This window comes from Bradyrhizobium ottawaense (genome assembly GCF_002278135.3).
Taxonomy (GTDB): Bacteria; Pseudomonadota; Alphaproteobacteria; order Rhizobiales; family Xanthobacteraceae; genus Bradyrhizobium; species Bradyrhizobium ottawaense.
Map to the genome: position 1 here is coordinate 1,029,201 of NZ_CP029425.2, position 22,158 is coordinate 1,051,358.

The window sequence follows — 22,158 nt, forward strand, 5'->3', positions numbered from 1 at the left end:
TCCAAATAGATTACGGAAACTTGGACGAGCTTAATTAGTCAAATTCGGTATCGGTCCTCGCCTGCCGGATCGGCCCAGCAAGGCCACCTTGGATCCTCTGATTGTATTCCCCAACCGCGGCATGCGTGCGCAGCACGCTGTTCACCATCTCGAACATGTCGTGCATGCGCTGCTCGGAGACCGGGCTCTCGACCACGACGACGAGCTCGGGCTTGTTCGAGGACGCGCGCACCAGGCCCCAGCTGCCGTCCTCGACCGTGACGCGTCCGCCGTTGACGGTGACGAGATCGCGGATCGCCTGGCCGCCGATCCTGGCGCCCTTGGCCTGCAAGCCTTCAAAATGCTTCACCACCTGGTCGATGACGCCGTACTTGGTCTCGTCGGCGCAATGCGGCGACATGGTCGGCGACGACCAGGTTTTCGGCAGCGCGTTCTTCAAATCGGCCATCGACTTGCCCGGCGCGCGGTCGAGCATGTCGCAGATCGCGAGCGCCGACACCAGGCCGTCGTCATAGCCGCGCCCATACGGCTTGTTGAAGAAGAAGTGGCCGGACTTCTCGAAGCCCGCGAGCGCACCCGTCTCGTGGGTGCGGCGCTTCATGTAGGAATGGCCGGTCTTCCAATAAGCGACCTTGGCGCCCTGCTTCTGCAGCACGGGATCGGTGACGAACAGGCCGGTCGACTTCACGTCGACGATGAACTGCGCGTCCTTGTGGATCGCCGACATGTCGCGGGCGAGCATCACGCCGACCTTGTCGGCGAAGATTTCCTCGCCGGTGTTGTCGACGACGCCGCAGCGATCGCCGTCACCGTCGAAGCCGAGACCGACATCGGCCTTGTGATGCAGCACCGCATCGCGGATCGCGTGCAGCATCTCCATGTCTTCCGGATTCGGATTGTATTTCGGGAAGGTGTGGTCGAGCTCGGTGTCGAGCGGGATCACCTCGCAGCCGATCGCCTCCAGCACCTGCGGCGCGAACGCGCCGGCCGTGCCATTGCCGCGGGCCGCGACGACCTTGAGCTTGCGGGTCAGCTTCGGACGGCTGGTGAGGTCGGCGATGTAGCGCGCCGGATAGTTCTCGTGGAACTGGTAGGAGCCGCCGGCCTTGTTCTTGAATTCGGCGTTGAGCACGATTTCCTTCAGCCGCGTCATCTCGTCGGGGACGAAGGTCAGCGGGCGGTTGGCGCCCATCTTCACGCCGGTCCAGCCATTGTCGTTGTGCGAGGCCGTGACCATGGCGCAGCAGGGCACGTCGAGGTCGAACTGCGCGAAATAGGCCATCGGCGTCACCGCGAGCCCGATGTCGTGCACCTTGCAGCCCGCAGCCATCAGGCCGGAAATCAGCGCATATTTGATCGAGGCCGAATAGCCGCGGAAATCATGGCCGGTGACGATCTCCTGCTTGACGCCGAGCTCCGCAATCAGCGCGCCCAGCCCCATGCCGAGCGCCTGGATCCCCATCAGGTTGATTTCCTTCTGGAACAACCAGCGCGCGTCGTATTCGCGAAAACCCGTGGCCTTCACCATCGGCTCGGATTCGAAGGCATAGGTGTTGGGCAACAAGACGGATTTCGGCTTGGGGAACATTGAGACAATCTCAGAAATGCGAGGAATTGACCGCCGCCATAGCGAATGCCCAGGCCGAGGTATCGCGGGCATCACACAATGGACAAGGTAGGCTTGTTGGCTAAGTCTTGGTCAGCTTTCCGTCATCGAAAACCAGGAAACGTTGACCTGCACAGCGAGAAGAATGCAGCCGGCCGGCCAGTTTGGATGGGCGGGGTTATAGAAGCCGGGACAATAGCGAGACTAGCTCAGCTTGCCGCCTGGTCCCGGTTCGCAAAAAGACAGCTTTCAGATGGTTTCGCGCTGTCCCCGACGAAATGTTCATATAAAATGCAATTTCTTCCAGCGACTTTCCCTCCACCAGCAGCGATGCGAGACGAGCCTGCGCGGGAGTCAATCCAAAGATCTCCATGACAGAGCTCTGCGAGACGCGAGGTATTTCATTCAGATCAGTCAGGATCAGAAGGGCGCCCATGTCCGGGAGGAGGGGATCGCCTGCACTTTCCCAGTCCTGAACGATGGCATCAATGACAATCGGCCGGCGCTGACTCCGGGTGACAACTGTTTGCAAGGTGCTACGGCCCGGTTTGCCAGACAAAAAGCGGACCTGAGTGATCAGTCGGTCCAGCCTCAGTCGTGACTGAGCATCCGCTGCAAACAGACGCCGTCCCTTCACCGATAGATCGTCATCGAAAAGCTTCGACGCGTTGTCGTTGACAGCCGCCACGAAGCCATTCTGATCGATCAAAATCGCAGGCCGGCCCAATAGATCAAGCGTACCAATCATACTGGGCCGTTCCCCACGAGCGATGCGCAATTCACTCGGGCAAAACAAAGCTCCTTTCGGACCTGCCCCCGTTCTCTCGTCACCCTCAAGCATAGCAACAGTTCAAAAAATGGTTCGCATAACTAATGCTGAAAACGCCATCGTCCCATGTCTCAACTTATAGCTGCGTGCGTCAAAGTGGACAGTCCCATTTGAGATATGTTTCGCACTAATTTCTAGAGTTTCAGACTGAGTCCGTAGGCTACGGACCTTTCGGGCGCGCGATGAATAAGCGCTCGCTGCGTTTGCCCGTTCGAATTCAGCGCTTCTTCGCCGGCATTCGAGCTGCGCGATCGATGCAAAAGTGAAAATCTAACTAGTCATAGGAAGAAGCCGCTGATCTTCGCAGTCCTGCCTGCACAAATCCGGCGAACTTTCCCATTTTTGTGCTGAATTTGATCACGGCAGGCTCTCTTGAACGCGCCTCCTGATTTTGCCTCGCGCCGCGAACCCTCTAACGCAGAGCGGGCTTCACCCTGAGTGGCTCCGGGCTCTGGTACGCCACTGCTTTCGATCTCCCTAGGAGGCGTAGATGCCTTTGGGAACTTGAAAACCAAGGGAAAAATAGCCGAGACTAGCGCGTCGAGAGCACATCGCTCCTCGGACAGACGTCTTTCGACATACTGGCGGTCAAGCCCCGCGACCTCTGTTTCAAGCAAACGGCGATAGCGGTGGATGCGGTTACGGTGGGTTCGCATGGCGGCGAGCGTTTCGCTGATCATCGGCAGAATCTCATTCGAAATCAAATCCTCTCCTCCTTAACCGCGTGCCTGCGGTGGAGCATAGCTGACTCCGCGGAGCGCTGTGATTTGATGTCCTTTCTCTAGGGACAGCCCTGAAGGGTCAATTGGGTTCGTAACGCGCCGCTTCTGTACGTAACGTACAATGAATCCAGCGGGCGCCGTCCGGACAGTGAATATGGCAAGCCAGATGTTGCGCCCTGTTCTGCCGAAAGCAAGACATTCTGAGGGGCGCGCAAAGCCCGATCGCTAGCTGAGAGCTGTTCGTTTGCCCGAGGCACTCACGGGCCCTGCTCGTCATCGTCGCCGCTAGCCGATGAAGCTGAAGCCGACCTTGCTGACCTGTACGACGAGCGCGGCGACCTCAAGCCCATAGACGCTTGGCCGGAAATTTGGCGGCAAGGCCTCGTTGCCGGTGTCGAGATCGACGCGCTATACGAAGGGGCGGGCGAGGAGCGTAGGCAAGTCGGTCACGTCAAGAAGATCAGGTTGAGTGATCGACTGCGCCGCCTGGAGCTGATCGGCAAGCATGTTCGCGTCAATGCGTTCCAGGAGCGGGTTGAGTTTAGCCTGTTGGAAGGACTGGGAGAGCGCATCGATCGCGCCAAGGCTCGCGCAGCATCTCTTCCAGCGCTTCCGGCTCCGCCGATCGTGAAGGTCGCGTCTGCTCCTCTCCCTTCGCGTGTAGAGCAGCCAGCGCCAGCCGCACCACCTGCGCCGCCGTCACCACCACCGCCGCTGCCGAAGCCGGCTTACAAGCCGATCATGCCCGCGCCTGAACCCGCAGCACCGTGGCCGTCGTTCGGCGGCTTCGCTGCGACCGACTACGATCCCACCTAGCAAAAAACGAAATGCTCCATCATGGCAACAATCGCTGCCAACATCGCCACCATCCAAGCCCAAGCCGCCGTTCTCGACACGCTAATTGGGCAATTTGCCGCCGCCAAAGCGTTGATCGACGCGGCCGAACTCGACATTCGCAGTCAGCAAGCCTAAGCGTGGACTTGCACAGGTTTCGCTGCGCTGTCTGCAATCACGCACTTACGACATTCGCAGCGCATGAAGATTCCATGCATTCCAATGGCCGGTGGCTTCAAGGCGATTTGCGCCCACCGAAGTAAGCCGCGCTGCAAGTCGTGACCGAAGGCGAGACGCCGCGGCTGCCGGAAGGTTTCAGGGTCGAGCTCGACAAGGACGGTTGGCGGCACTGATTCGCGCGAAGCGCCGATGGCCTCAATGCATCTGCCGCTCTGACTGATCTTCACTAATCCGCCAGCCGCGTAGGGCATGACCATGTCCGATGACTGGACCAAACGAGCGACGAACATCCTTCGAGAACTTCATGCTGCCGAGACGGAGCTAATCGGCAGGGGGGCTATCCTGACCGACGGTAAGGCGGGGACGGTTGATCACGTCTTCCTTGACGAGGTGCACGGGCTCCGGATCTCGATCGGTGGCCACGACGGCAAGTGGCCGATTTCGACTCTGAAGCTTCTAGACTCCGGTTTCGCCAGATAGCGCAGGCGGTGTCAGCCCGTGGCAATGACCGATCAAGGCTGGGGCGCCCGTTCGAGGATGATCCGATCGAGGTAGACGGGCGCAAGCTGGGGGGTGGCATCATGTGGGCCTTGCACCTCGGAGGGCCGACACCAGATGGCGGGCCACTGCGCAAGAAGGGCAAACCGTGCAGGGTGATCCGATGAGCCAAATAAACCAGACCGGCCGTAGGATTATCTACGTCATGATGGTGGTCGTGGTGCTGGTGGTCATCTGGCAGATTCTCACGCCGCTTTGAGAAGGCCCGCCAGATAGCTTGTCCGCCCGGTCACCGTCCGCGGTGATCACTCGGTGACCGGGCGCCCAGCGCGGTGCGCGGCAGCGAGGCGGAGCCTGGCCGAGTAAGCCAGTCACAGTTTACCTGGAGTGGCAGCCATGATGCAGAACGTTGTAGCCGGATGCGTCGCAGTGGCTTTGATTATCCTGGCCTTGATTGGCTTCGCCCAAACGCACCGTGAATGTTGGCACGGGCACGTGCTCCTAACCCATGAGCCCTGCGGATCCGTCAGCCCTTCAATATAGGAACAACCATTTTCCGCTGATCTGGGCGCGGGACCGAAGCCCCGCGCTCTCGTCGTTCACCGCCTCGGCCGGCGGGCGCAAAACCAGCTGTCGATCGCAGTGAGCGCTTTTCCACACCCACGACGCGCAGTAGCTCGCGCGCGGTCCGAGCCACCAGTAATCGATAATTTGACTGTCGCCCGCGCAGCGGTTGGATCTCGGCATGCCTCACCCTGCCCGCCGCCACACGCCCACGCACGCCGAGGGTCGGCCAATCAAGATCACCTTTGGCGAGATGCGCGAGATGGGCTTGCGCGGCGTCCTCATGTATTGCCCCTGCGGCCGTCACGTTGCGCTCGGCACCGATCGCTGGCCCGACGATGTTCGGCTGTCAGATGTCGAGCCGCGCTTCGTCTGCACCGCCTGCGCCGGGCGCGGCGCAGACGTACGACCGGATTTCAACTGGAACGCAAAAGGGCCGATCGGCGACATGGGCTATCGGTAGCCACCTTAAAAACGGCCCCGGCCATGGGGGCTTTTGAAGTGTGGAGGCCGGGGCCGTTGGAGGTGACCTTGGCGGTAATGGGGTCGCCAGGTGGTGACGAGCATAGGAAAAACCGGCAATCAGTTCTGTCCACTTGTGCCCAAAGCGGTATAGTTCCTCATCGGGAACGGAACCGGTCGCAATGAAGGACATGCAGGCTCAGTTAGAAAAGCTCCGCACGGATGCTGCCGAGTGCGCCTTGATCCGCGATCTTGCTACTGAACCCAAGAAGCGAGATGTTCACAAGGCTGGCCGAGCATCTGACAGTTCTGGCCGACGAGGTTGAACGCGCCATTGCTGCCGCGAGACCTGAGCTGAAGCGGAAGGAATGACGGAACGAGGCTGGGGTCGGCGTTTCGAGGATCCGATCACGATCGGCGATCGCATACTGGTGACGCAGCTCGACGCCGGCGAGTACATCGCCGCGTCGCCGAAGAAAGAGCACGCCGCATCGGAATGGCAAGCCGCGATGAAGGTGGAGGCCCGAGTATGTTTGCCAGCATCGGGGTCATGCGGGCATTGAACCGCCACCACGTCCCGGAGTTTAACCCGAAGGGCAAAGAGCCTCACTGGGGCCGGCGCAAGCTGAAGAGGGACCAATAAGGCGCCGCCAACTGAGGCGGCCTTACTCTCTCACAGGATGCAAGTCGGACGGCTGTACGGCGAGCCGATAAGCAATCTCCCGGGAGCCGTCGAAGACCTCTAGGACGCGCTCACAGATCAGGCACTTGTAGTGCCCGGCGTTGCCCTTGCGGGATTCAAGTTCGATCCGGCGAGATCCCGCCGAACAATCAGGGCACGTCACGTCGCCTTTCTTCATGTGACAGTTATGATGCAGGCTACCGCAGGGGTCAAAGGTTAGTGTTTGCCCGACGGAACGCAGCTGGGACCAGTACGCCCCGAATGGGAAAAGCCGCAGCGTGGTTCCAGCCCCACTGCGGCATTCCCGGAATAACAAAAAAATTAGTGCTCAAATCGCGCCGGTGTTCCTTCAGTAGAACACCCCGTTCCGAAAATGGAGTCCGGACAACTACCGGACTTCGGTTTTCTACGTATTGTCACTTGGAGGGCCGACATGGCTGGGCATGGCAATTCCAGCCCCAATGCTCCCGGTTGCCGATCCAATTGCGGATTTGAGCGCCGGGAGTGCTAGGCCCACCAGCGTGAACCGGCGCCCACCGTAAATTTCCCAAGGTCAAAAAAAAGAACCGCCGACCTTGGTAACTAAGGCCATCAGCTGAGGCTGCTTACCTCTGCTCGTTCCTCGCACGGGAAGCCAGTCTATCCAGCTGGCCAGCCAAACCCACGAAACTTCGGGCGATGTTTTTCAGGGCGGCGGCGCGATCCTTGGAAATGCCGCTCACGCCAGAAAGTCTCTTGTAGTGGTTAGCCTGCTCGCGGCACTCAGCAATGTTGATCAATGGCTCAGCCTTCCTGTTGCCCGCGCGGGACGTGGGATCGCCTTTCCCCGCTGGCTTGCCTTCTACCATGTTAGGCCCTTAAATCAGGTTCGGACACTGGGTTAGATACGGACAGCGCCGGCTCGAGTTTTGAAAAGGAACACAACGGTGGGCGTCTATGTGAACACCGCCAAGCAGGTCGGCGACGTCGATCACATCAAGTCTTCGCGACGGTGGACGCCGCGGAACGATGGTTCGAGGAGAACGACCCGGAGGGCGTCGCCTTCGAATACGATGTGATCGAGTGATGTGGAGCGGATAATCAGCGCCACATCGTTGGTGGGTTCAAGGCCTTGCGACCCGCCGCTTTCAACGCGTCGGTTGAGAGCTGTCCATGTGCCGCAGCATCGAGCAGCTTCGAAGCAACGTACGCTCTGGCGCCCGTTTCGCTTACAGGAATATTTTCGCAAACTTCGTCGAGCACCGCCCTGAGCAGCGCAGTCATTTCAGCATCAAACACGCCGAACTCCCGAAATTGAGAGGATCCTGAACGCTGCACAAGCGGAATATATTCGCTTGGCAGCGTTCGCCGCGTATTCCGGTCTGGGCTCCGAAATCCCAGCGCCTACAAAATTGGCACCTGTACGTCAAAGTAATGTGACAGCTTCCTCGGCCACATCAACGGGCGTTTGCAGGGCCTCCCCAAAGGCCCTTACCAAGGAGGATAGAGCGCGACGAACAGCCCGAGGCCGGCAAGAAGTATTGCCCACGCGACGGCCTGACGATTGCGAAGCGAGCCACGGTTCATTTGCGAGCCTTCTTACGAGACTTTCGCGTAACCGAGGCCGCAGGATTTGACCCGTCGAACACAATGACGTCGAAGAGCGTCTTCGCGTCATCGGATAGGATCCCCAACCAACATCGCTTCTAATTCGGCGGCTGTCGTTGGGACAATCCCACCATTCGGCCGAACAGGCATAGTCGACACTTCATCTCAGAAAAAACCAAATAGCCTCCCATAGGCCCGGGCGACGGGCTCGGTGCCAGGCGTCGTGCGTCGCTCGCTGTCGGGGCGTCATCGCGGCCAGGCGCTCGGCGCGCTGTTTGGCATATCTCTGTTGCTGCCGAACCTTGCGGTTGAACCGCGTCGCGCCGGCAGGTGTTGAGGCGTCCCCGTACTGTGGCAGATGCCAAGCCTTTCCGATCCGAAACGACAGATACGCATGCCCCTTGACGACGTTGCGCTCGACGTTTGGTGGCAGTTTGCGAGGCATGGCCTACCTCTCCCAACCAACATCGGCGTCAACGCCGGTCGCGTGCTCTTCCCCGTGGTGAGGCAGAGCGTCGATCGCGCTCGAGTTCGCGAACGTCCCAAGCCAGTCGTCTCGTACCCGGAATGACCCGCGGCTTGGGCATGCTTCCCGCCGTCACGAGAAGGTCAAACGTGTTCGGGCTAACCGAGGCATATGCTGCGGAGGCCTCACGATCGATTAGGCGCGGCGGCAGAGTTGGCGGCAATGCAGCTTGACGTGCCACTACCGCTTCTCCCCATCCTCCATTTCGAGAGCGACTGCCCCAACTCGGAGATCGGCTGCTTTTAATGGCGGCATTCCGCCGCTTCGCGGCGCTGACGACAGAAAGAGCATTGCGGTCATCATGCCAATGATGTGCAAACAGGTGTGTAATATGAATGGCCCTCTGGGGCTATCTAGCTGATTTTATTGTATTATTTTCTTTAAATGGCGCTCCCTAGCGGAATGTAACCACAGGTAATGATGAGATTTCCTATTATATTTCAATATGTTAAAATCTTGCCGTTTCGACGTGTATCTACGCGGTGTATCTACTTTTTGGGTCGGTAGCCGACTCGGCTACCGAAACTAACGAGTCGATGAGGGGCGGTAGAGCGCAAACCCATAACTATACAACTTGTAACAAAACTTGATTTGACTTTTCGTATTGCGGTTGAGGTCCCGTTCTGCTATGTACCACTCATGGCGACGTTGCGCGATTCGAGGGCGCGCCCGTGACTGCCTGACGGACACCTTGTCCGTCATCGGCTCATAGCCGAGGTAATGCAGCCGCTCAGCGGCAACGCTAACCGAAAATTCCCACACCCATGACCACTTTAAATGCGTCTGCGGTTACCGCTGATCGCCTTGACGCGGCCCTCGACCTCAGAGCTGGCCCCGGTTGTTTGGACAGCGCCGCGCTGGATTTAAGTGGATTCCTGCCGGGTTATGCTGAACGCGGGGCTTTACGATTTTGTCGTTGCGTCGGGAGGGCGTAGCCCGACCAGAGCGACGACAAAATCGTCGGCGACGGTCATGCGGCCATCACCATAGCTTGCGTGCCGAAGTAAGCCTCGTCGGGCGTGCGCCCGTCAAGGCTCGAGTGAGGGCGTCCCTGATTGTAGAAGGCCAGATACTTGGCAATTGACGCTCGCGCCTCGGACACGCTGTCGTAGGCGCGGAGATAAACTTCTTCGTATTTGACCGTGCGCCAGAGCCGCTCGACAAACACGTTGTCGCGCCAGGCGCCCTTGCCGTCCATGCTGATGGCGATCTTCGCGTCCAGCAGCACATCGGTGAACTCGAGGCTGGTGAACTGGCTGCCCTGATCCGTGTTGAAAATCTCGGGTCTGCCGTGCTTCGCCAACGCCTCCTGGACCGCTTGGACGCAGAAGGCCGCCTCCATTGTGATCGAGACGCGATGGGCCAGGACCCGTCGGCTGAACACATCGACGACCGCCGCGAGATAGACGAAGCCACGCCGCATCGGAATGTAGGTGATGTCCATTGCCCACGCATGGTCGGGCCGCTCGATCTTCAATCCGCGCAACAGGTACGGGTAGATCTTGTGACCCGGAGCCGGCTTGCTCGTGTTCGGGCGACGATAGACCGCCTCGATCCCCATGCGCTTCATCAGCGTCGCGATGTGGCGGCGACCGGCGTATACGCCCTCCCGCCGCAGCAACGATCGCAGCATACGCGCTCCCGCGAAGGGATAATCGAGATGCAGCTCATCGAGCCGACGCATCAAGGCAAGGTCCTCGGCCGAAACTGGCCGAGGTTCATAGTAGACCGTGCTGCGAGCCAGCTTCAGGACCTTCGCCTGGCGCACGATAGAAAGATCATGACCGCGGTCGATCATCGCTTTGCGCTCAGCAGGCCCGCCTTGGTGAGCGCGCCGGACAAAAAATCGTTTTCCAACGCCAGCTCGCCGATCTTGGCATGTAACGCCTTCAAATCGACCGGCGTCTCGGCCGATGTCTTGTCATGCCCAAACACGCCGGCGGCGCCTTCCAGGAGCTGGTTTTTCCAGATCGTGATCTGGTTCGGATGAACATCAAACAGTTGCGCCAGCTCCGCCAGTGTCTTGTCTCCTTTGACCGCAGCCAAAGCAACCTTCGCCTTGAATGCCGGAGAATGCGTCCGGCGGCTCTTCTTCGTCATCTTCGCTCCTGATTCGCAGCAAGAATCCTCGCCGCTGTCAGGCAGAAAATCCACTCAAGCTACTGTCCGAATTTGCGAGGCCAGCTCTCTCATCGCCGAGGTGATGGTGCTGCACGACCGGCCGGGCTTCGCGCCCTACGTCGAACGCCTGGAGCGGGAGCTTGCCGCTATGCAGTCGAAGGATGACGTGATGACACGCGCGCGGCGGCGGCTTGCTGCCCGCGGCGCAAACGATAACGGCAAGTCCAAGGTAGCTGCGTGAACAACAGCCCCGCGTCGCCCGCCAAATATCTGCAGCGCGACCTTTAGTGTCACGCCCGAAAAATCTCACTACTCATCACACACTACGAACGGAGGAATTGTGTGCAGCCACAACTCAATTTCCACCACAACTTCAGAGAGCCGGTCAAGATCCCCGGCTCGTTCAACCTGTATTACGATCCGGTTCAGGTCGACCGGCAACTGACTAAGCTTCTGATCGAGGGAGACCCGGAATATGAAAATCCTCGCCACTCATTCGCCGCTCGGTGCTGACGTTGCCCTTGCGGACGTCGAAGTCTGCGAAGGGGTGAAGTTGTTCGGCGTGCGCATTGTGCGTGCGGCCGATGGATCGCATCGAGCTTACGCGCGCGGGGCTGCGCTTTCGCCCGCGATGGTCGAATCAATTTCATCTCTCGTTTTAGAGGGCGATTGCCAACATGCGGGCCACGCTTAAGCGCATTATCCACCTTCGTCGCAGCCTTATTGCTTACGGATACCGTCCCGTCGCGTGTAGTGGCAAAGCCGCTGTCATGGGTAACTGGCAGCGCTCGCGGTGGTCCGCTGCGCAAATGGAAGGCATCGCTCGCAACTATCCGGACGCCACAAATACGGGTCTGCTCTGCGGCGAACTTGTGGGGCTTGATGTCGACACGCCGGACGCTGAGACTGCCGACGCTATCCGCGCGATGGTGATGGAGTTGCCGGGGTCGGACAGAGCGCCGTATCGGATGGGCAAGGCACCGAAGACCCTGTTCGCATTCCGCGCCACCGAGCCTCGCGAGAAGCGCGCAACAGGCGCCTACCTGATCAACGGCGCCAAGTGTCAGGTCGAGGCGTTTGGTGAACGCACGCAATTCGTGGCGTTCGGAACGCATCCCGATACGGGCCGACCTTACGAATGGTTCAACGGTTCGCCGGCCGAAACACCGTTGGCCGAGCTTCCGGAAATCACACCAGAGGCGATCGACGAATTGTTGGCTCGGGCGGAGGCGTACTTCGCCGAGCGCGGGACGCTGATTAAGCCAGCCAGCAAAGCCAGTGACCGCGGCCCGGTGGTAGTCGATAGTGACCACCCGTGGGCTGACACATCAACGCCGCGCGTTGGCTAGCCTCGATGCATGGGTGCCGGAGCTTGGACTCGAAGATCTGCGCAAGTACCAGGGCGGCTTCCACGCTGTTGCATCCTTCCGCCCCTCGATCAACTCGAAGGTGAAGAAGCGAGGCCGCGCGCTGAATATCCAGCCCAGTGGTATTGTCGATTATTCGGCTGGAAACGCCGGCTACTCGCCGATCAACATGGTTTCAGTCAGCCTCAGCATGTCCGCGTCAGAGGCCGCCGAGTGGCTGCGTAAACGAGTTGGCGGCGGCGATGACACCAAGCCAGTCAGCGTTGCTCGTCTTCTTACTCAACCCGCCAGGCGTGCCGCAGCGCGTCGATCAACATCAACTTTGTCCTGAAGGGCGATTGCTGAATGCAAAATGCAATTAAAACCGACGCGTCCAATTCAACCGTTGAAGCCCGCGATGAGGAGCCTGTCGCAGCCAACGACAACAAACCCGCATCTAATCCCGGCACTTCGGTAACCGAGGATAGTGTTGCGTATATATTCGCGAGCACCTATCGAGACACGCTGCGCTTCTGCCACTCCACTGGCGCGTGGTTTGAATGGGATGGTTCGTACTGGCGCAGGAACGAAGTCGGCCTTGCGGCTCACCATGTTAGGGTGATGGCCCGCGATATGTCACAGGGCCTGTCTCCGAAGGCGCTCGCGACTATACGAAAGCGTTCATTCGCTTCAGGAGTCGAGGGGTTCGCTCGCAATGACCCAACCTTCGCCGTCACGATCGAGGCTTGGGACCGCGACCCGTTTCTGCTCGGAACGCCAGACGGCACCGTTGATCTGCGTACAGGGAAAATGCGCGCTGCCGACCCTGCAGATGGCATTACCAAACTAACGTCCACCGCGCCGTCTGCCCAGGCAGACTGTCCACTTTGGTTGCGATTTCTTCAAGACGCGACTGGCGGCGACGGTGAAATGATCCGCTTTCTGCAGCAGTGGTGCGGCTACTGCCTTACGGGCGACACGCGCGAACATGCACTTGTCTTTGTGCATGGCGACGGCGGTAATGGGAAATCGGTTTTTCTCAACACCACTAGGTATATTCTGCACGATTATGCGACTACGGCGTCAATGGACACGTTCGTTGCCAGCCGCAGTGACAGACACCCGACAGACTTGGCGATGTTGCGCGGTGCGCGTCTAGTCAGCGCCAGCGAGACAGAGGAGGGCAGGGCTTGGGCCGAGTCGCGAATAAAACAGATGACGGGCGGCGATGCGATTTCAGCGCGCTTTATGAGGCAGGACTTCTTTACGTTCCAGCCGCAATTCAAACTGTTTGTGGTTGGAAACCACCAGCCAGCACTGCATAGCGTCGACGCCGCAGCCCGGCGGCGATTCAACATCGTGCCGTTCACGCGAAAGCCGACGAAGCCGGATCGTGAACTTGAAGCAAAGCTTCGCGGTGAGGCGCCCGCCATTCTGCGGTGGATGGTTGATGGGTGCCGGGACTGGCAGCGCAATGGTTTGGTGCGACCTGCATCTATTGTTGAGGCGACCGAAACGTATTTTGCCGAGCAAGACACGTTCGGCCAGTGGCTGAAGGATGCTTGCCGAGTTGAGCCGGACAATCGTAGCATCTCAGACTTCGTCGCGGATCTGTTCAAATCGTGGACCGATTATGCTGAAGCATCTGGCGAGCGCCCCGGAAGCCAGAAGGGATTTGTCCAGTCGCTGACCAAGAGTGGCTTCAAGAAGGGGCAAAGGGTACGCGGCGGACAACTCTATATCGGACTGCAACTGCTTAGGCAGGCCGAGAAAGAACCTAGCGTGCGCGATTGAGCACGGATCGCGCACGGGAAAACGAAATGATTTCAATGGTCGGTGCTACGTGTGCGACATGTGCGCGATTTTTCCATTATAGGCGCTTCGCGCGCGCGTGTAGAGAGTCATACGTGAAAATCACGCACATCGCGCACACCGCGCACGGCGGCGGGGTCTAGCTGATCTCTCCCGCCGTTCACATAGGGACCCGCGCCCCCAGGAAAACATCTCCGAGTGCAAAATGAAAACCAAAACATGGGGCGGGGATATAGCAAATCCCTTGGATCCCGCGAGCCGCCCGAACCAGTGGCCGAGTTACGTATAACTTTTTTTGATTGTTTGATTATTCGATCGGCACGCAGATGCCGACGCACAAGACCGCAGAAGCGGTCAGGTACGCTCGTCACGAGAGACAACCAATGCAACACGCAAACGACAACGACCAACCCATAGCAGCCGACCATGTTACCGAGGTCCGCCCGCGCCCTGGCGAGCTGAACCGCATTCTACACCGCCGCTTCCCCGGTATGGGGCCGGCCCATGGCTGGCAATTGGATGCGGCGGCGAGGGCGACGTTTAATGCGGATATGTCCAAGTGGTTTGGTTTGGACGGGCGATGGCATTCAACTGCCGAGCAATATCGCCAGAGCAAAGGCAAGCGCCGCACCAAACAGGCGGCCACCCCCAACAAGCCCGGCAAGCCCGCCAGGCCAGAGCTACTGGATTGGCAGCAGGACGTGGGCGCACCGTACTCCAGGTGGTCGCATGCAGTTGCGGAGGGCGCTGAATTTCTTGCGGGCCGCACCGCCCCGGCGACAAGCGGCATTCGGCTCATGCAATTCGGTGCCGTTGAGGACGCCATGATCCGGGCAATCGACGCCAAGCGATTCCTGACGCAGGTGGCCAATGATAATGAGCCCGACATTCGCAGGAACAGGCCGCGCCGGAGGAAAATCGCGCTGGCGGCTTAAAATCCAGTTTTCGCCATAGTTGGGAACGTATCACCTTGAAGACCACGATTTGTGGTCTGACGTGACGTGCACTCGGCGCGCTGGCCACCACCCGGCGTCGCCACTTTTTCCCGGCCCTGAGCCGCGAAGCCGCTGCATGCGGCGTTTTATTTAACCCTCCAATCGCAATTTCCAATCCTGAAAGGAGAGCGGCCCCAATGGCCACTTGGAATCACGTGCTCGACGCGATCGAGCGTCATCTTGATTTCCCGCGCTCGCGAAGCACCGGAATCGCCAGGCGTTTGCAGGAAGCCGGAATCTTGCCTTCCGGCGCACCGGGCGTTGCGCCTGAGCTAGACGAGGACAATGTTCTCGACCTCGTTGTTGCGCTCGCCTCTGACACCGAGTTGCACACCGCTGTTGACGCGGTCCGCGCCTACCACGCGATGACACCCGGTAGTGTCAACCTGGATGGGGCCCCGCAGTCGATTCCCAACGCGCCGATCGCTGTTGCGATTTTGGTCGAGGACGCACGCACTGGCGTCGCGGAGGCGCGAAAATCTCAGGTTGCCGTATCCTGCAATTGTAGAGCCGTCGCGATTCACAAACCTGATGGGTCGGTCAGTCGCTTCAGTCAGCCGGGCGCTCATTGCGCTCACTGGCAATCCAATGGCCATCACAAGTCAGTCACCATCAACGTCGCCGCTGTGGCCGGTATCATTGATGCATTGTTTGGAAAGGTTGTTGCCTAATGGCTCCGTTGAAGACGAAGACCACCGACGAATTCCGCGTCCCCAGCCTCGCGGAGGCCGACAGCTCGTACGCCGACCTGATCGCGAAACGCGTGGAATTGGAGCAGAGAGACTCTAAGCTCAACAGCGAGCGCTCGAAACTGCGCGGTAAGATCGAGGCGGGCAGGGCGGCTTTTGGGAAACATATCTCGCCCGGCGTGGCCGCGCTGCTTGGTGACGATCCTACTGACAGCATTGCCGATCTGTCGCGGCAGCTCCGCGAAGTCACCACGGAGATAGCAAACATCGAGTCAGCGCGGGAGGTCCTGCATAGGCGCACAGACGAAGCGCGGAACGTAGCCTCCAAGCTCGTGTGCTTCACCGTGATGCCAGAGTACCAGCGCCGTTTGGGTGCGGTATGTGAGGCCGCTCGCGCGTTGGAAGCAGCCAAGCCCGAGAAAAGCACGACGCGCTGCTGGACGATCTGGAGCGCGAGGATGTGCGCCTCGGTTATCTGCGGCCAGTGCGCGCGCACTTCTTGGGCGATCGGCGCGAAGGCCGCGCTTTTTACTTTTTGAAGGAAGTGAAGGAGGCGGGCCACAATGTCTAAGGGATCCGAACGCACTTCCGATGTGGCCGACCGAAAGCCAGTTCGGCGCCGTGTAAAGATGCCTGGCGAAAGCCGACACTCCGAGTGCTCGGACTCACCAGCCGTGATTGCGCGCAAGTTGATGCAAGCGAAACGCGAGAAACGATTGCGGGTGACGCAACGCAATGGCTGAAACCATCTCAGGATTCGCGATTTCCTGGAATCGGCCGGCCATCATCGCGGGGCTCTTCGAGGAACGCTTCGCGCGCGGCGCATTCGACAAGCACATCGCGCAAAATCCAGACGTCGCCGCGCTTTGCAGTCATGATGTCAGCAGGCCTCTGGGGCGCATCAGCAACGGCACCCTCAAACTACGTTCGGATAACGTCGGACTCTACTACTCGTTAGAGCCGCATCCTGATGCGCCTTTAGGGCAGGAGGCCTTGGCACTGTCAACGAGGTGAGCGTGTCGTTTACTCCACTTGTCGAGGAGTGGGACGACGGTGGCGACATTCCGAAGCGCCTCATCACCGAGGCCAAACTTTTCGAGATCAGCTTGGTCCTGTGGGGAGCCTACGGCAAGGACACCTCAGCTCAGATCAGTCGAGCATCCAGCAACAACCAGGCAGCACGACGGCGCGTTGAAGCGAAGATGCGGGCCCGCGGCATCCTTTAAGCGCAGGGGGAGGGGTGGGTCAGATCCCTCCCACTGCCGCCACTAGCTACCGGCGGCCCCCCATTTCACGCGCATCTGCAATTCGGACCCCCAGGGGCAAAATGCCACGACCAAGAAAGCCGGCCGCCAAGGCGCTGGTTGAAGGCCGGCACATCATCAATGCTGGCCGCTATAAACGCAACGATCCAACCGGTGCCGAAATCGGCGCTCCACCCACTTGGCTAAACGAGCAACAGGCCAATGCATGGCGTGAATTCGCCAGCGAGTTGCCATGGCTCAATGCATCTCACCGTTGTCTTGTCTCCATCGCATCAGTCTTGCGCGCTCGCCTGCAAAGCGGCGCGGAGATGGGTACAAAATCGCTCAGCCTACTGAGGCTGTGCCTAAGCAGTATGGGCGCGACACCGGCCGATGCGAGCAAGATCAGTTGGGCGCCGGCAGAGGAGGCGGACGATTTACTTGACTAAAACTCACGGACACTCCGGCAGAGCTAGTAGGTTATCGTTGTAGTAGCCGTCAGCGTGAGTTCGAACATATTTTCCGTTCGGGCCGCTAACGACGCCAACGTCCGCGCGCTTACCGCCGACCAACGTAAAGAATGTATTGGTCCCGTTCTCGATCGATCGAATGACCTCCGATCTCGGCCACACCAACCACACGCCTCCGAATGCGACATACTGGCAATTGCTGGCGTCGAAGGGGGATGCTGGCGCCACGGGCTCAACCGGTGCTGCGGGGGCCAACGCCCCCACGTATGGCGGCACTTCGACCACGTCGCTCGCTATCGGCACCGGATCCAAAGCGTTCACCACGCAGGCCGGCCTCGCCTATCAGAATGGCGCTCGCGTGCGGGCTAGCTCGGCGGCGAACACGGCGAATTGGATGGAAGGCCTCGTCACCTACAGCGGCACGACGCTGACCATGACGTCCGACAAGACCGGCGGCAGCGGCACGCTCGCGGACTGGAACTTCAACGTGGTGGGCCAGCCTGGGGCTGGTGATCTGTCGAGCGCCAACAATCTGTCGGACGTGGCGAGTGCTCAAACGTCACGTGGCAATCTCGGGGTTCTGTCTCCGCCGCAAGGTCGCCTGACCCTGGTGAGCGCAACGCCCGTGATGACGACGACGCAGAGCGCCAAAACGACGCTGTACTATGCGCTCTACAACGGCAATCAGGTGCCAATCTATGACGGCACCAAACTCACGATGACGACATTTGCCGAGTTGTCGATCGCGACGACCGACATCACCAAGAACCCCGCGGCGATCGGCGCCAGCAAGGTCAATGACTGGTTTGTCTGGAACGACAGCGGTACGCTGCGGCTGCCTCACGGTCCCGACTGGACAAGCGACACGGTGCGCTCGGCTGGAACGGCGTTGGGCCAGGTCAATGGTATCTGGCTCAACAATCAAGCCATCACCAATGGGCCGGCAGCGTGGCGCGGAGGCACCACGCGCAGCAATGCATCGTCGCAACTTGATTGGATTCTTGGCGGTTCGGGGTCTGGCGGTGTGGCTGGGTACCTCGGCGTGTGGAATGCCTATAACCGCGTGACGGCATCCGCAGCGGCGATCGATAGCGGCCTCGCATACACCTATTCCAGCGCGACCGTGAGGCAGGCGAGAGCGTCCGCAGGCAATCAGGTGTCGGCTGTATTCGGGCTGGCCGAAGATGCGACGCAGATTTCGTATGCATCACGCATTGGTCTGGTCACGAACTCAGCAGCCGCGGTTTCCGGTATTGGCGTGGATGCGACCAACGTTTTCATTGGTCAGGGGGTTCTTGCAGGCGGACGAATACTACTCAGGTCGGTGGAGCAGCCGCGTACGCGGCTCCGCCACTATTGGGTTTGCACGTGTTCTCAGCCAACGAACAGGGCGATGGCACCAACGCCAACAACATCAACGTGGCAGGTCAGAACGCGCTTAGCGTCCTGGCGAGGATGTAAGATCGGTGCCACCCGTATGGCCTGCGGACGCGCGTCGCGACAAGCCATTCTTTTGTCGGAGTCGCGCACTACTTTTCATTTTTGAAAAATGGAGAAGTAAGGTGGCAATTGGGACAGTGAAGTGGTTCAACCCAACAAAGGGGTATGGGTTCATTCAACCGGATTCCGGCGGCAATGACGTCTTTGTCCACATCTCCGCGGTTGAGAAGGCTGGTTTTACTTCGCTCGCAGAGGGCGCAAAAGTCAGCTTCGACATCGTGAAAAATCGCGGAAAGGAGTCGGCGGAAAATCTACGAATCGAGTGATGCACCACCCATTGTGTTGCTCAACAGAAAGGCCGCAGTGGTACGCCGCTGCGGGCGGCCGAGGAGATCGATCGGAATCGGCCGATGGATAAGGCGCTATTGTTCGCGTGGGCGTGCGCTCTAATCCTCTTGGTACTGTTCGTCGCGCTGTACCTTCCTTGGTAGTAAGTTGCCGATGGCGACTCGCCACGGCGCTGCCTGCGATCCGAGACTGATTGCCAAGTCACCGCCCACAATCCTGGTAGTTGCTCTAGGGCATTCGTCCGGAGGATACGTTGCCCGGTCAGCTTCTCCCTCCCTTGAGGCTGACCGGGCGAAGTTAGTGGCGCGCGCGATAGGGACAGCGCTTTATCGGTCCACCCCAAAGCACCGAGTCACGTGGCCGCTAACGTTCCCGCTGTTTAGGTCGCGCGGCTGCCACCGTGAGCCCGGTGTGATCCTTGAGGCTATCGATTACCTTGAGCGCGGCTTCGAGTTCATCTCGAAGACGCTTCGTAATCCGCAGAATGCCGCTCGCGAGCTCCTCGCGGCTGATTTCTGCACCGTGAGCAACTTTTTCTTCGAGGTCGCGTATAGCTTCGTCGATCTTGTGCAGCGAGAATGTGCTAGGCATCATCCGGCTCCGTCCTGATTAAGGGGCCGGCATCCGCCGACCCGCAGCGTAAAAATGCGTCCGCTACACGGTTTAGTAAAGCGGGTGGTGTTGCGGGAAAATCTGTCCCCATCTCGCGTCTGAGCGCCTCGAATTCGGATAAGGTCGAAAGAGGGCAATCCGCCACCGCGTCCATTTTTGAGCAGATAACTTCAACCCGGGATCGCCAATCGGCCAGCTGTTCTTCAGTTCGCTGTGGCGCGTACGTGTCTTCTGCCGGTGTATGGCTTGGCCTACGGACGTAGTCCGTGAATGCTTGGATTGCCGCTACCACTTCGGTCCTAGGCACGGCGGTTACTCCTATGAGCGGAGCCAGCTCGAACATTTGCAGGCCGAGCACTTTGATATGGCATGCACGCGGGGGCGCGACAACCCACTGGTACTGGTAGGTGCTTCCAGTCCTTCTCAGCGATACTCCTTGGTGGCACCAGGGGGGAATTTTGGGCCCCTCGGGAGCAAAGGTGGCCAGCCCTGCCAATCCAAGGGGCGAAGGCTGGCCACCATCGCTTGCGACGTCACCACACAGGGTAGCTACAGGCCAATGGATGCACATATTCGAGCAGCAAATCACGTCCCTGCGGTCCCAAGCGCTTGCGGTGTTTGCAGCCAATCAGGCCAGCGCGGCCGATCAGTCTTTGAGCCAAGCAGATCGCCAAATCGCGACGTCTAATGCCGAGGAGGCTCGACAGCTTGAAACCCAACCTCGGGCCGAAGGAGGCGCGGAAGATCGCTGCACGCATACGCGCTCTTCTAGGAGAGCCGCGTGTGTGCCAACCGGTTCGGGTGGCATGCCTGTGAGACTTTCGCCAGCGCGCCCGCGCTGCTTGCGGTGTGCGGGTTAGTCATAAAAGGCACTGGGTGCGCTCGCGATAGCTGACGAAAGGGTGACGGACTGTCTTGCTTCAATCACGACCGACAGGCTGCCAGGACTCCAAGTCAGTCTCCGAAAGAGAGACCCCAGCACGGGCAGCATGCTGGGGCGAGACGTTGGGCTGACGCGAGCCAGAAATCGAGCCACGACTCGATCATTATGACCGTGTAAATGTAGAGCAGCATCACGCACCGGTCAAAATCGCACTGCATGACAGTAATCGGCGGTAGGATCTTCGTTCGCGCTTTGAGGTGCAATCCGAGCAAACGCGAGAAAACGGCAGTTGCTAATCGCGCATAAGCAAATCTCACGTCCTGAAAAACGACCAAGTTGCTATCGCAACCAAAGGCTGTCCACCGGAAAGAGACGGCTTCGCTCTCCGCAAATGTCCGGTGGTTGGCTAGGTGCGAGAGGTTTTACATCAAGCGACGTAAGGAGATTTGGGAGCAGGTGCAGGCAGAAATGGCCGTTGGAGAAAGTGCGAGAATTTCTCGCACTTTATCGAAGCCGAAACGGGCCGAGGGAATAAACAATTCGCATCTGCAGCAGGCCATCTCCACTGGTGCCGGTGCGGCGAGTCTCCGCGCCGTAGCCGATTGGAACGAGCGCAAATCGTTTGACGAGCGCCGCCGCGCTGGCGGCCCTGAAGCTCCGTGTCGGGATGCGCAGGGCGGCCGGAAGGAAAAAGCGTTAGCTCGCGGAAGGGGGGTCTTAGCCGTGGAGGCCGTCGCTAGTGGGGATCACGGGCACTCAGCCAGTGAAAGAAGATTGTCTGGCTGAACGCCGTCCGCCGTTGTCTTGATGTATTTGTGCCCGTTGTGTTCGGCCACGACCACGCCAGCCATGAGTCCGTCTTCTTCGACATAGAACTCCCATTCGCCGCTTTCAATGTCTCTGATCGTCTGAACGACAGACTGCTTCCATTGACTTCCGTTTGAATATTCACCTCCGACACTTTCAATCCTCTCGTGGGGATTCATCCTGTCGGTCTTATTGATGCAGCGAACGCGTGCGAGTTTAACCACAGGGCTCTCTCCTTCGTGCTGCAAAGGCTGGGTGACCAGTTTAGCGTTCAGTGGCGGCCCAGGCAGCCCAACCAATCCTGGTAGGGGCCCGGGAGGCTTTTCGCCGATACAACGCGAGGGCCCCCCGCGGGTTGATGCCCCCCCTCGGGGGCGGGGCGGTCAGTTTTGCAGCTCAAGGCGGTAAGGCTGACCACGGAAGTTAGTGGCGCGCGCGATAGGGACAGCGCTTCTTCGGTATGGAGGCGCCGAGTCACGTGGCCGCTAACTTCACCGCGGCGCGGGTGTGGCAGGGACAGCGTCGTTTCGCATGTTTCGCGACGCCGAGTCGCCCCCGCGCCCCCCCCAGGACTGTTGGGCTCAAAAGGCCGATGAGCGCCGCGAGGAACGATTCTACTGGATATGCGCGCGCATTACGCTAATTGATTTGGCCACATTTCCCCACTTAGGATTTGTGGCCGTCATCTGCATTTTTCTGATTCAGATAGTCGCACTTGCCGCCCTGGCCAGAAAATATGCTGATGAGAACATCGCGATAGCGATCGACAAAATCATCGCATCGATTTGCGACAGGTTCGGGTGGAAGTAGGGCGGCGAGATCCTATCCGTAAAAGCCAATCAAAAAACGGATAGCAAAAAACGCCCCTGCGACTACGGCTGCCGTGATGGCTATCGCGAAA

Annotated in this window: 25 protein-coding genes and 3 pseudogenes; 19 read left to right on the top strand and 9 right to left on the bottom strand. The window is 59.4% G+C overall.

Annotated elements, in window-relative coordinates:
• Window positions 1–34: 34 nt before the first annotated feature.
• The 3 genes from CIT37_RS04860 to CIT37_RS04870 all read right to left on the bottom strand — a co-directional run bounded on the left by CIT37_RS04860 (window position 35) and on the right by CIT37_RS04870 (window position 3,139).
• Window positions 35–1,588, bottom strand: a complete 1,554-nt coding sequence (locus CIT37_RS04860) for a phosphomannomutase/phosphoglucomutase (RefSeq protein WP_049801880.1) — start codon at window positions 1,586–1,588, stop codon at window positions 35–37.
• 196 nt (window positions 1,589–1,784) lie between these two features.
• The gene (locus CIT37_RS04865) at window positions 1,785–2,354 is read right to left on the bottom strand and encodes a helix-turn-helix transcriptional regulator (RefSeq protein ID WP_016848068.1); all 570 of its coding nucleotides are present in this window, start codon (window positions 2,352–2,354) and stop codon (window positions 1,785–1,787) included.
• Window positions 2,355–2,713: 359 nt separating this feature from the next.
• The gene (locus CIT37_RS04870; protein ID WP_223153798.1) at window positions 2,714–3,139 is read right to left on the bottom strand and encodes a hypothetical protein; all 426 of its coding nucleotides are present in this window, start codon (window positions 3,137–3,139) and stop codon (window positions 2,714–2,716) included.
• A gap of 336 nt (window positions 3,140–3,475) precedes the next feature.
• On the opposite strand from CIT37_RS04870, the pseudogene CIT37_RS40290 reads away from it, so the two are divergent.
• The 7 genes and pseudogenes from CIT37_RS40290 to CIT37_RS04900 form a co-directional block, all read left to right on the top strand.
• Window positions 3,476–3,613, top strand: a pseudogene (locus CIT37_RS40290) (terminase small subunit); the annotation flags it as partial.
• Window positions 3,614–3,622: 9 nt separating this feature from the next.
• Entirely contained in the window at window positions 3,623–3,973 is a 351-nt protein-coding gene (locus tag CIT37_RS04875; RefSeq protein ID WP_161170744.1) for a hypothetical protein, read from the top strand.
• A 21-nt stretch (window positions 3,974–3,994) separates the two neighbouring features.
• A complete protein-coding gene (locus CIT37_RS04880; protein ID WP_016847164.1) occupies window positions 3,995–4,129 on the top strand; it encodes a hypothetical protein in 135 nt (44 codons plus the stop codon).
• Between the two features lie 291 nt (window positions 4,130–4,420).
• Complete coding sequence (locus CIT37_RS04885) at window positions 4,421–4,651, top strand: hypothetical protein (protein WP_016847165.1); 231 nt, start codon at window positions 4,421–4,423, stop codon at window positions 4,649–4,651.
• A gap of 763 nt (window positions 4,652–5,414) precedes the next feature.
• Window positions 5,415–5,696, top strand: a complete 282-nt coding sequence (locus CIT37_RS04890; protein ID WP_011090974.1) for a hypothetical protein — start codon at window positions 5,415–5,417, stop codon at window positions 5,694–5,696.
• Window positions 5,697–5,877: 181 nt separating this feature from the next.
• Window positions 5,878–6,067: pseudogene (locus tag CIT37_RS04895) on the top strand (hypothetical protein).
• Window positions 6,064–6,258 (top strand): hypothetical protein, encoded by a 195-nt coding sequence (locus CIT37_RS04900; RefSeq protein ID WP_011090973.1) that lies wholly within the window; start codon window positions 6,064–6,066, stop codon window positions 6,256–6,258. Before CIT37_RS04895 ends, CIT37_RS04900 begins: the two are co-directional and overlap by 4 nt.
• A 1,199-nt stretch (window positions 6,259–7,457) precedes the next feature.
• Here CIT37_RS04900 and CIT37_RS04905 read toward each other — a convergent pair.
• Both CIT37_RS04905 and CIT37_RS04910 read right to left on the bottom strand, forming a co-directional pair.
• Complete coding sequence (locus CIT37_RS04905) at window positions 7,458–7,694, bottom strand: hypothetical protein (RefSeq protein WP_011090972.1); 237 nt, start codon at window positions 7,692–7,694, stop codon at window positions 7,458–7,460.
• A 1,766-nt stretch (window positions 7,695–9,460) separates the two neighbouring features.
• Window positions 9,461–10,590 (bottom strand): IS3-like element ISRj2 family transposase gene (locus CIT37_RS04910; protein ID WP_085967575.1). Its coding sequence is split into 2 segments (ribosomal slippage): window positions 9,461–10,338 and window positions 10,338–10,590, totalling 1,131 coding nucleotides; the frame shifts between segments, so codons are not numbered across the junction.
• A 103-nt stretch (window positions 10,591–10,693) separates the two neighbouring features.
• Here CIT37_RS04910 and CIT37_RS04915 point away from each other — a divergent pair.
• The 10 genes and pseudogenes from CIT37_RS04915 (at window position 10,694) to CIT37_RS04960 (ending at window position 17,146) form a co-directional block, all read left to right on the top strand.
• Complete coding sequence (locus tag CIT37_RS04915; protein WP_016846393.1) at window positions 10,694–10,852, top strand: hypothetical protein; 159 nt, start codon at window positions 10,694–10,696, stop codon at window positions 10,850–10,852.
• 234 nt (window positions 10,853–11,086) lie between these two features.
• Entirely contained in the window at window positions 11,087–11,305 is a 219-nt protein-coding gene (locus CIT37_RS04920) for a hypothetical protein (protein ID WP_129964954.1), read from the top strand.
• A gap of 76 nt (window positions 11,306–11,381) precedes the next feature.
• Window positions 11,382–11,960 (top strand): bifunctional DNA primase/polymerase, encoded by a 579-nt coding sequence (locus CIT37_RS04925; protein WP_231088587.1) that lies wholly within the window; start codon window positions 11,382–11,384, stop codon window positions 11,958–11,960.
• A gap of 13 nt (window positions 11,961–11,973) precedes the next feature.
• Window positions 11,974–12,309 (top strand): hypothetical protein, encoded by a 336-nt coding sequence (locus CIT37_RS04930; protein WP_161536874.1) that lies wholly within the window; start codon window positions 11,974–11,976, stop codon window positions 12,307–12,309.
• 14 nt (window positions 12,310–12,323) lie between these two features.
• Window positions 12,324–13,751, top strand: coding sequence for a phage/plasmid primase, P4 family (locus tag CIT37_RS04935; protein WP_095424485.1), 1,428 nt, complete (start codon window positions 12,324–12,326; stop codon window positions 13,749–13,751).
• Between the two features lie 401 nt (window positions 13,752–14,152).
• Window positions 14,153–14,704, top strand: coding sequence for a hypothetical protein (locus CIT37_RS04940; RefSeq protein ID WP_014498619.1), 552 nt, complete (start codon window positions 14,153–14,155; stop codon window positions 14,702–14,704).
• A 197-nt stretch (window positions 14,705–14,901) separates the two neighbouring features.
• A complete protein-coding gene (locus CIT37_RS04945; RefSeq protein ID WP_011090966.1) occupies window positions 14,902–15,435 on the top strand; it encodes a hypothetical protein in 534 nt (177 codons plus the stop codon).
• A gap of 8 nt (window positions 15,436–15,443) precedes the next feature.
• Window positions 15,444–15,992: a hypothetical protein gene (locus CIT37_RS04950; RefSeq protein WP_223153797.1), complete on the top strand. Its 549-nt coding sequence runs from the start codon at window positions 15,444–15,446 to the stop codon at window positions 15,990–15,992.
• A 196-nt stretch (window positions 15,993–16,188) separates the two neighbouring features.
• Window positions 16,189–16,679: pseudogene (locus CIT37_RS04955) on the top strand (HK97 family phage prohead protease).
• Between the two features lie 101 nt (window positions 16,680–16,780).
• Complete coding sequence (locus CIT37_RS04960; protein ID WP_014498622.1) at window positions 16,781–17,146, top strand: hypothetical protein; 366 nt, start codon at window positions 16,781–16,783, stop codon at window positions 17,144–17,146.
• Between the two features lie 3 nt (window positions 17,147–17,149).
• Here the strand turns inward: CIT37_RS04960 and CIT37_RS04965 are convergent, their stop codons facing one another.
• The gene (locus CIT37_RS04965) at window positions 17,150–17,395 is read right to left on the bottom strand and encodes a DUF3892 domain-containing protein (protein WP_309248086.1); all 246 of its coding nucleotides are present in this window, start codon (window positions 17,393–17,395) and stop codon (window positions 17,150–17,152) included.
• Between CIT37_RS04965 and CIT37_RS04970 the strand changes: the two genes are divergently transcribed.
• Entirely contained in the window at window positions 17,307–18,713 is a 1,407-nt protein-coding gene (locus CIT37_RS04970) for a hypothetical protein (protein ID WP_011090961.1), read from the top strand. The genes CIT37_RS04965 and CIT37_RS04970 overlap by 89 nt on opposite strands.
• 16 nt (window positions 18,714–18,729) lie before the next feature.
• Window positions 18,730–18,933 carry a cold-shock protein gene (locus CIT37_RS04975; protein WP_011090960.1) on the top strand — a complete coding sequence of 68 codons (204 nt, stop codon included), beginning with the start codon at window positions 18,730–18,732 and terminating at the stop codon, window positions 18,931–18,933.
• A 385-nt stretch (window positions 18,934–19,318) separates the two neighbouring features.
• Here the strand turns inward: CIT37_RS04975 and CIT37_RS04980 are convergent, their stop codons facing one another.
• The 3 genes from CIT37_RS04980 to CIT37_RS04990 all read right to left on the bottom strand — a co-directional run bounded on the left by CIT37_RS04980 (window position 19,319) and on the right by CIT37_RS04990 (window position 21,481).
• On the bottom strand, window positions 19,319–19,546 hold the full coding sequence (locus CIT37_RS04980) for a hypothetical protein (protein WP_223153796.1): 228 nt from the start codon (window positions 19,544–19,546) through the stop codon (window positions 19,319–19,321).
• 554 nt (window positions 19,547–20,100) lie between these two features.
• The gene (locus CIT37_RS04985; RefSeq protein WP_154694125.1) at window positions 20,101–20,325 is read right to left on the bottom strand and encodes a hypothetical protein; all 225 of its coding nucleotides are present in this window, start codon (window positions 20,323–20,325) and stop codon (window positions 20,101–20,103) included.
• A gap of 871 nt (window positions 20,326–21,196) precedes the next feature.
• Window positions 21,197–21,481, bottom strand: coding sequence for a DUF3892 domain-containing protein (locus tag CIT37_RS04990; RefSeq protein WP_011090958.1), 285 nt, complete (start codon window positions 21,479–21,481; stop codon window positions 21,197–21,199).
• Between the last annotated feature and the right edge of the window lie 677 nt (window positions 21,482–22,158).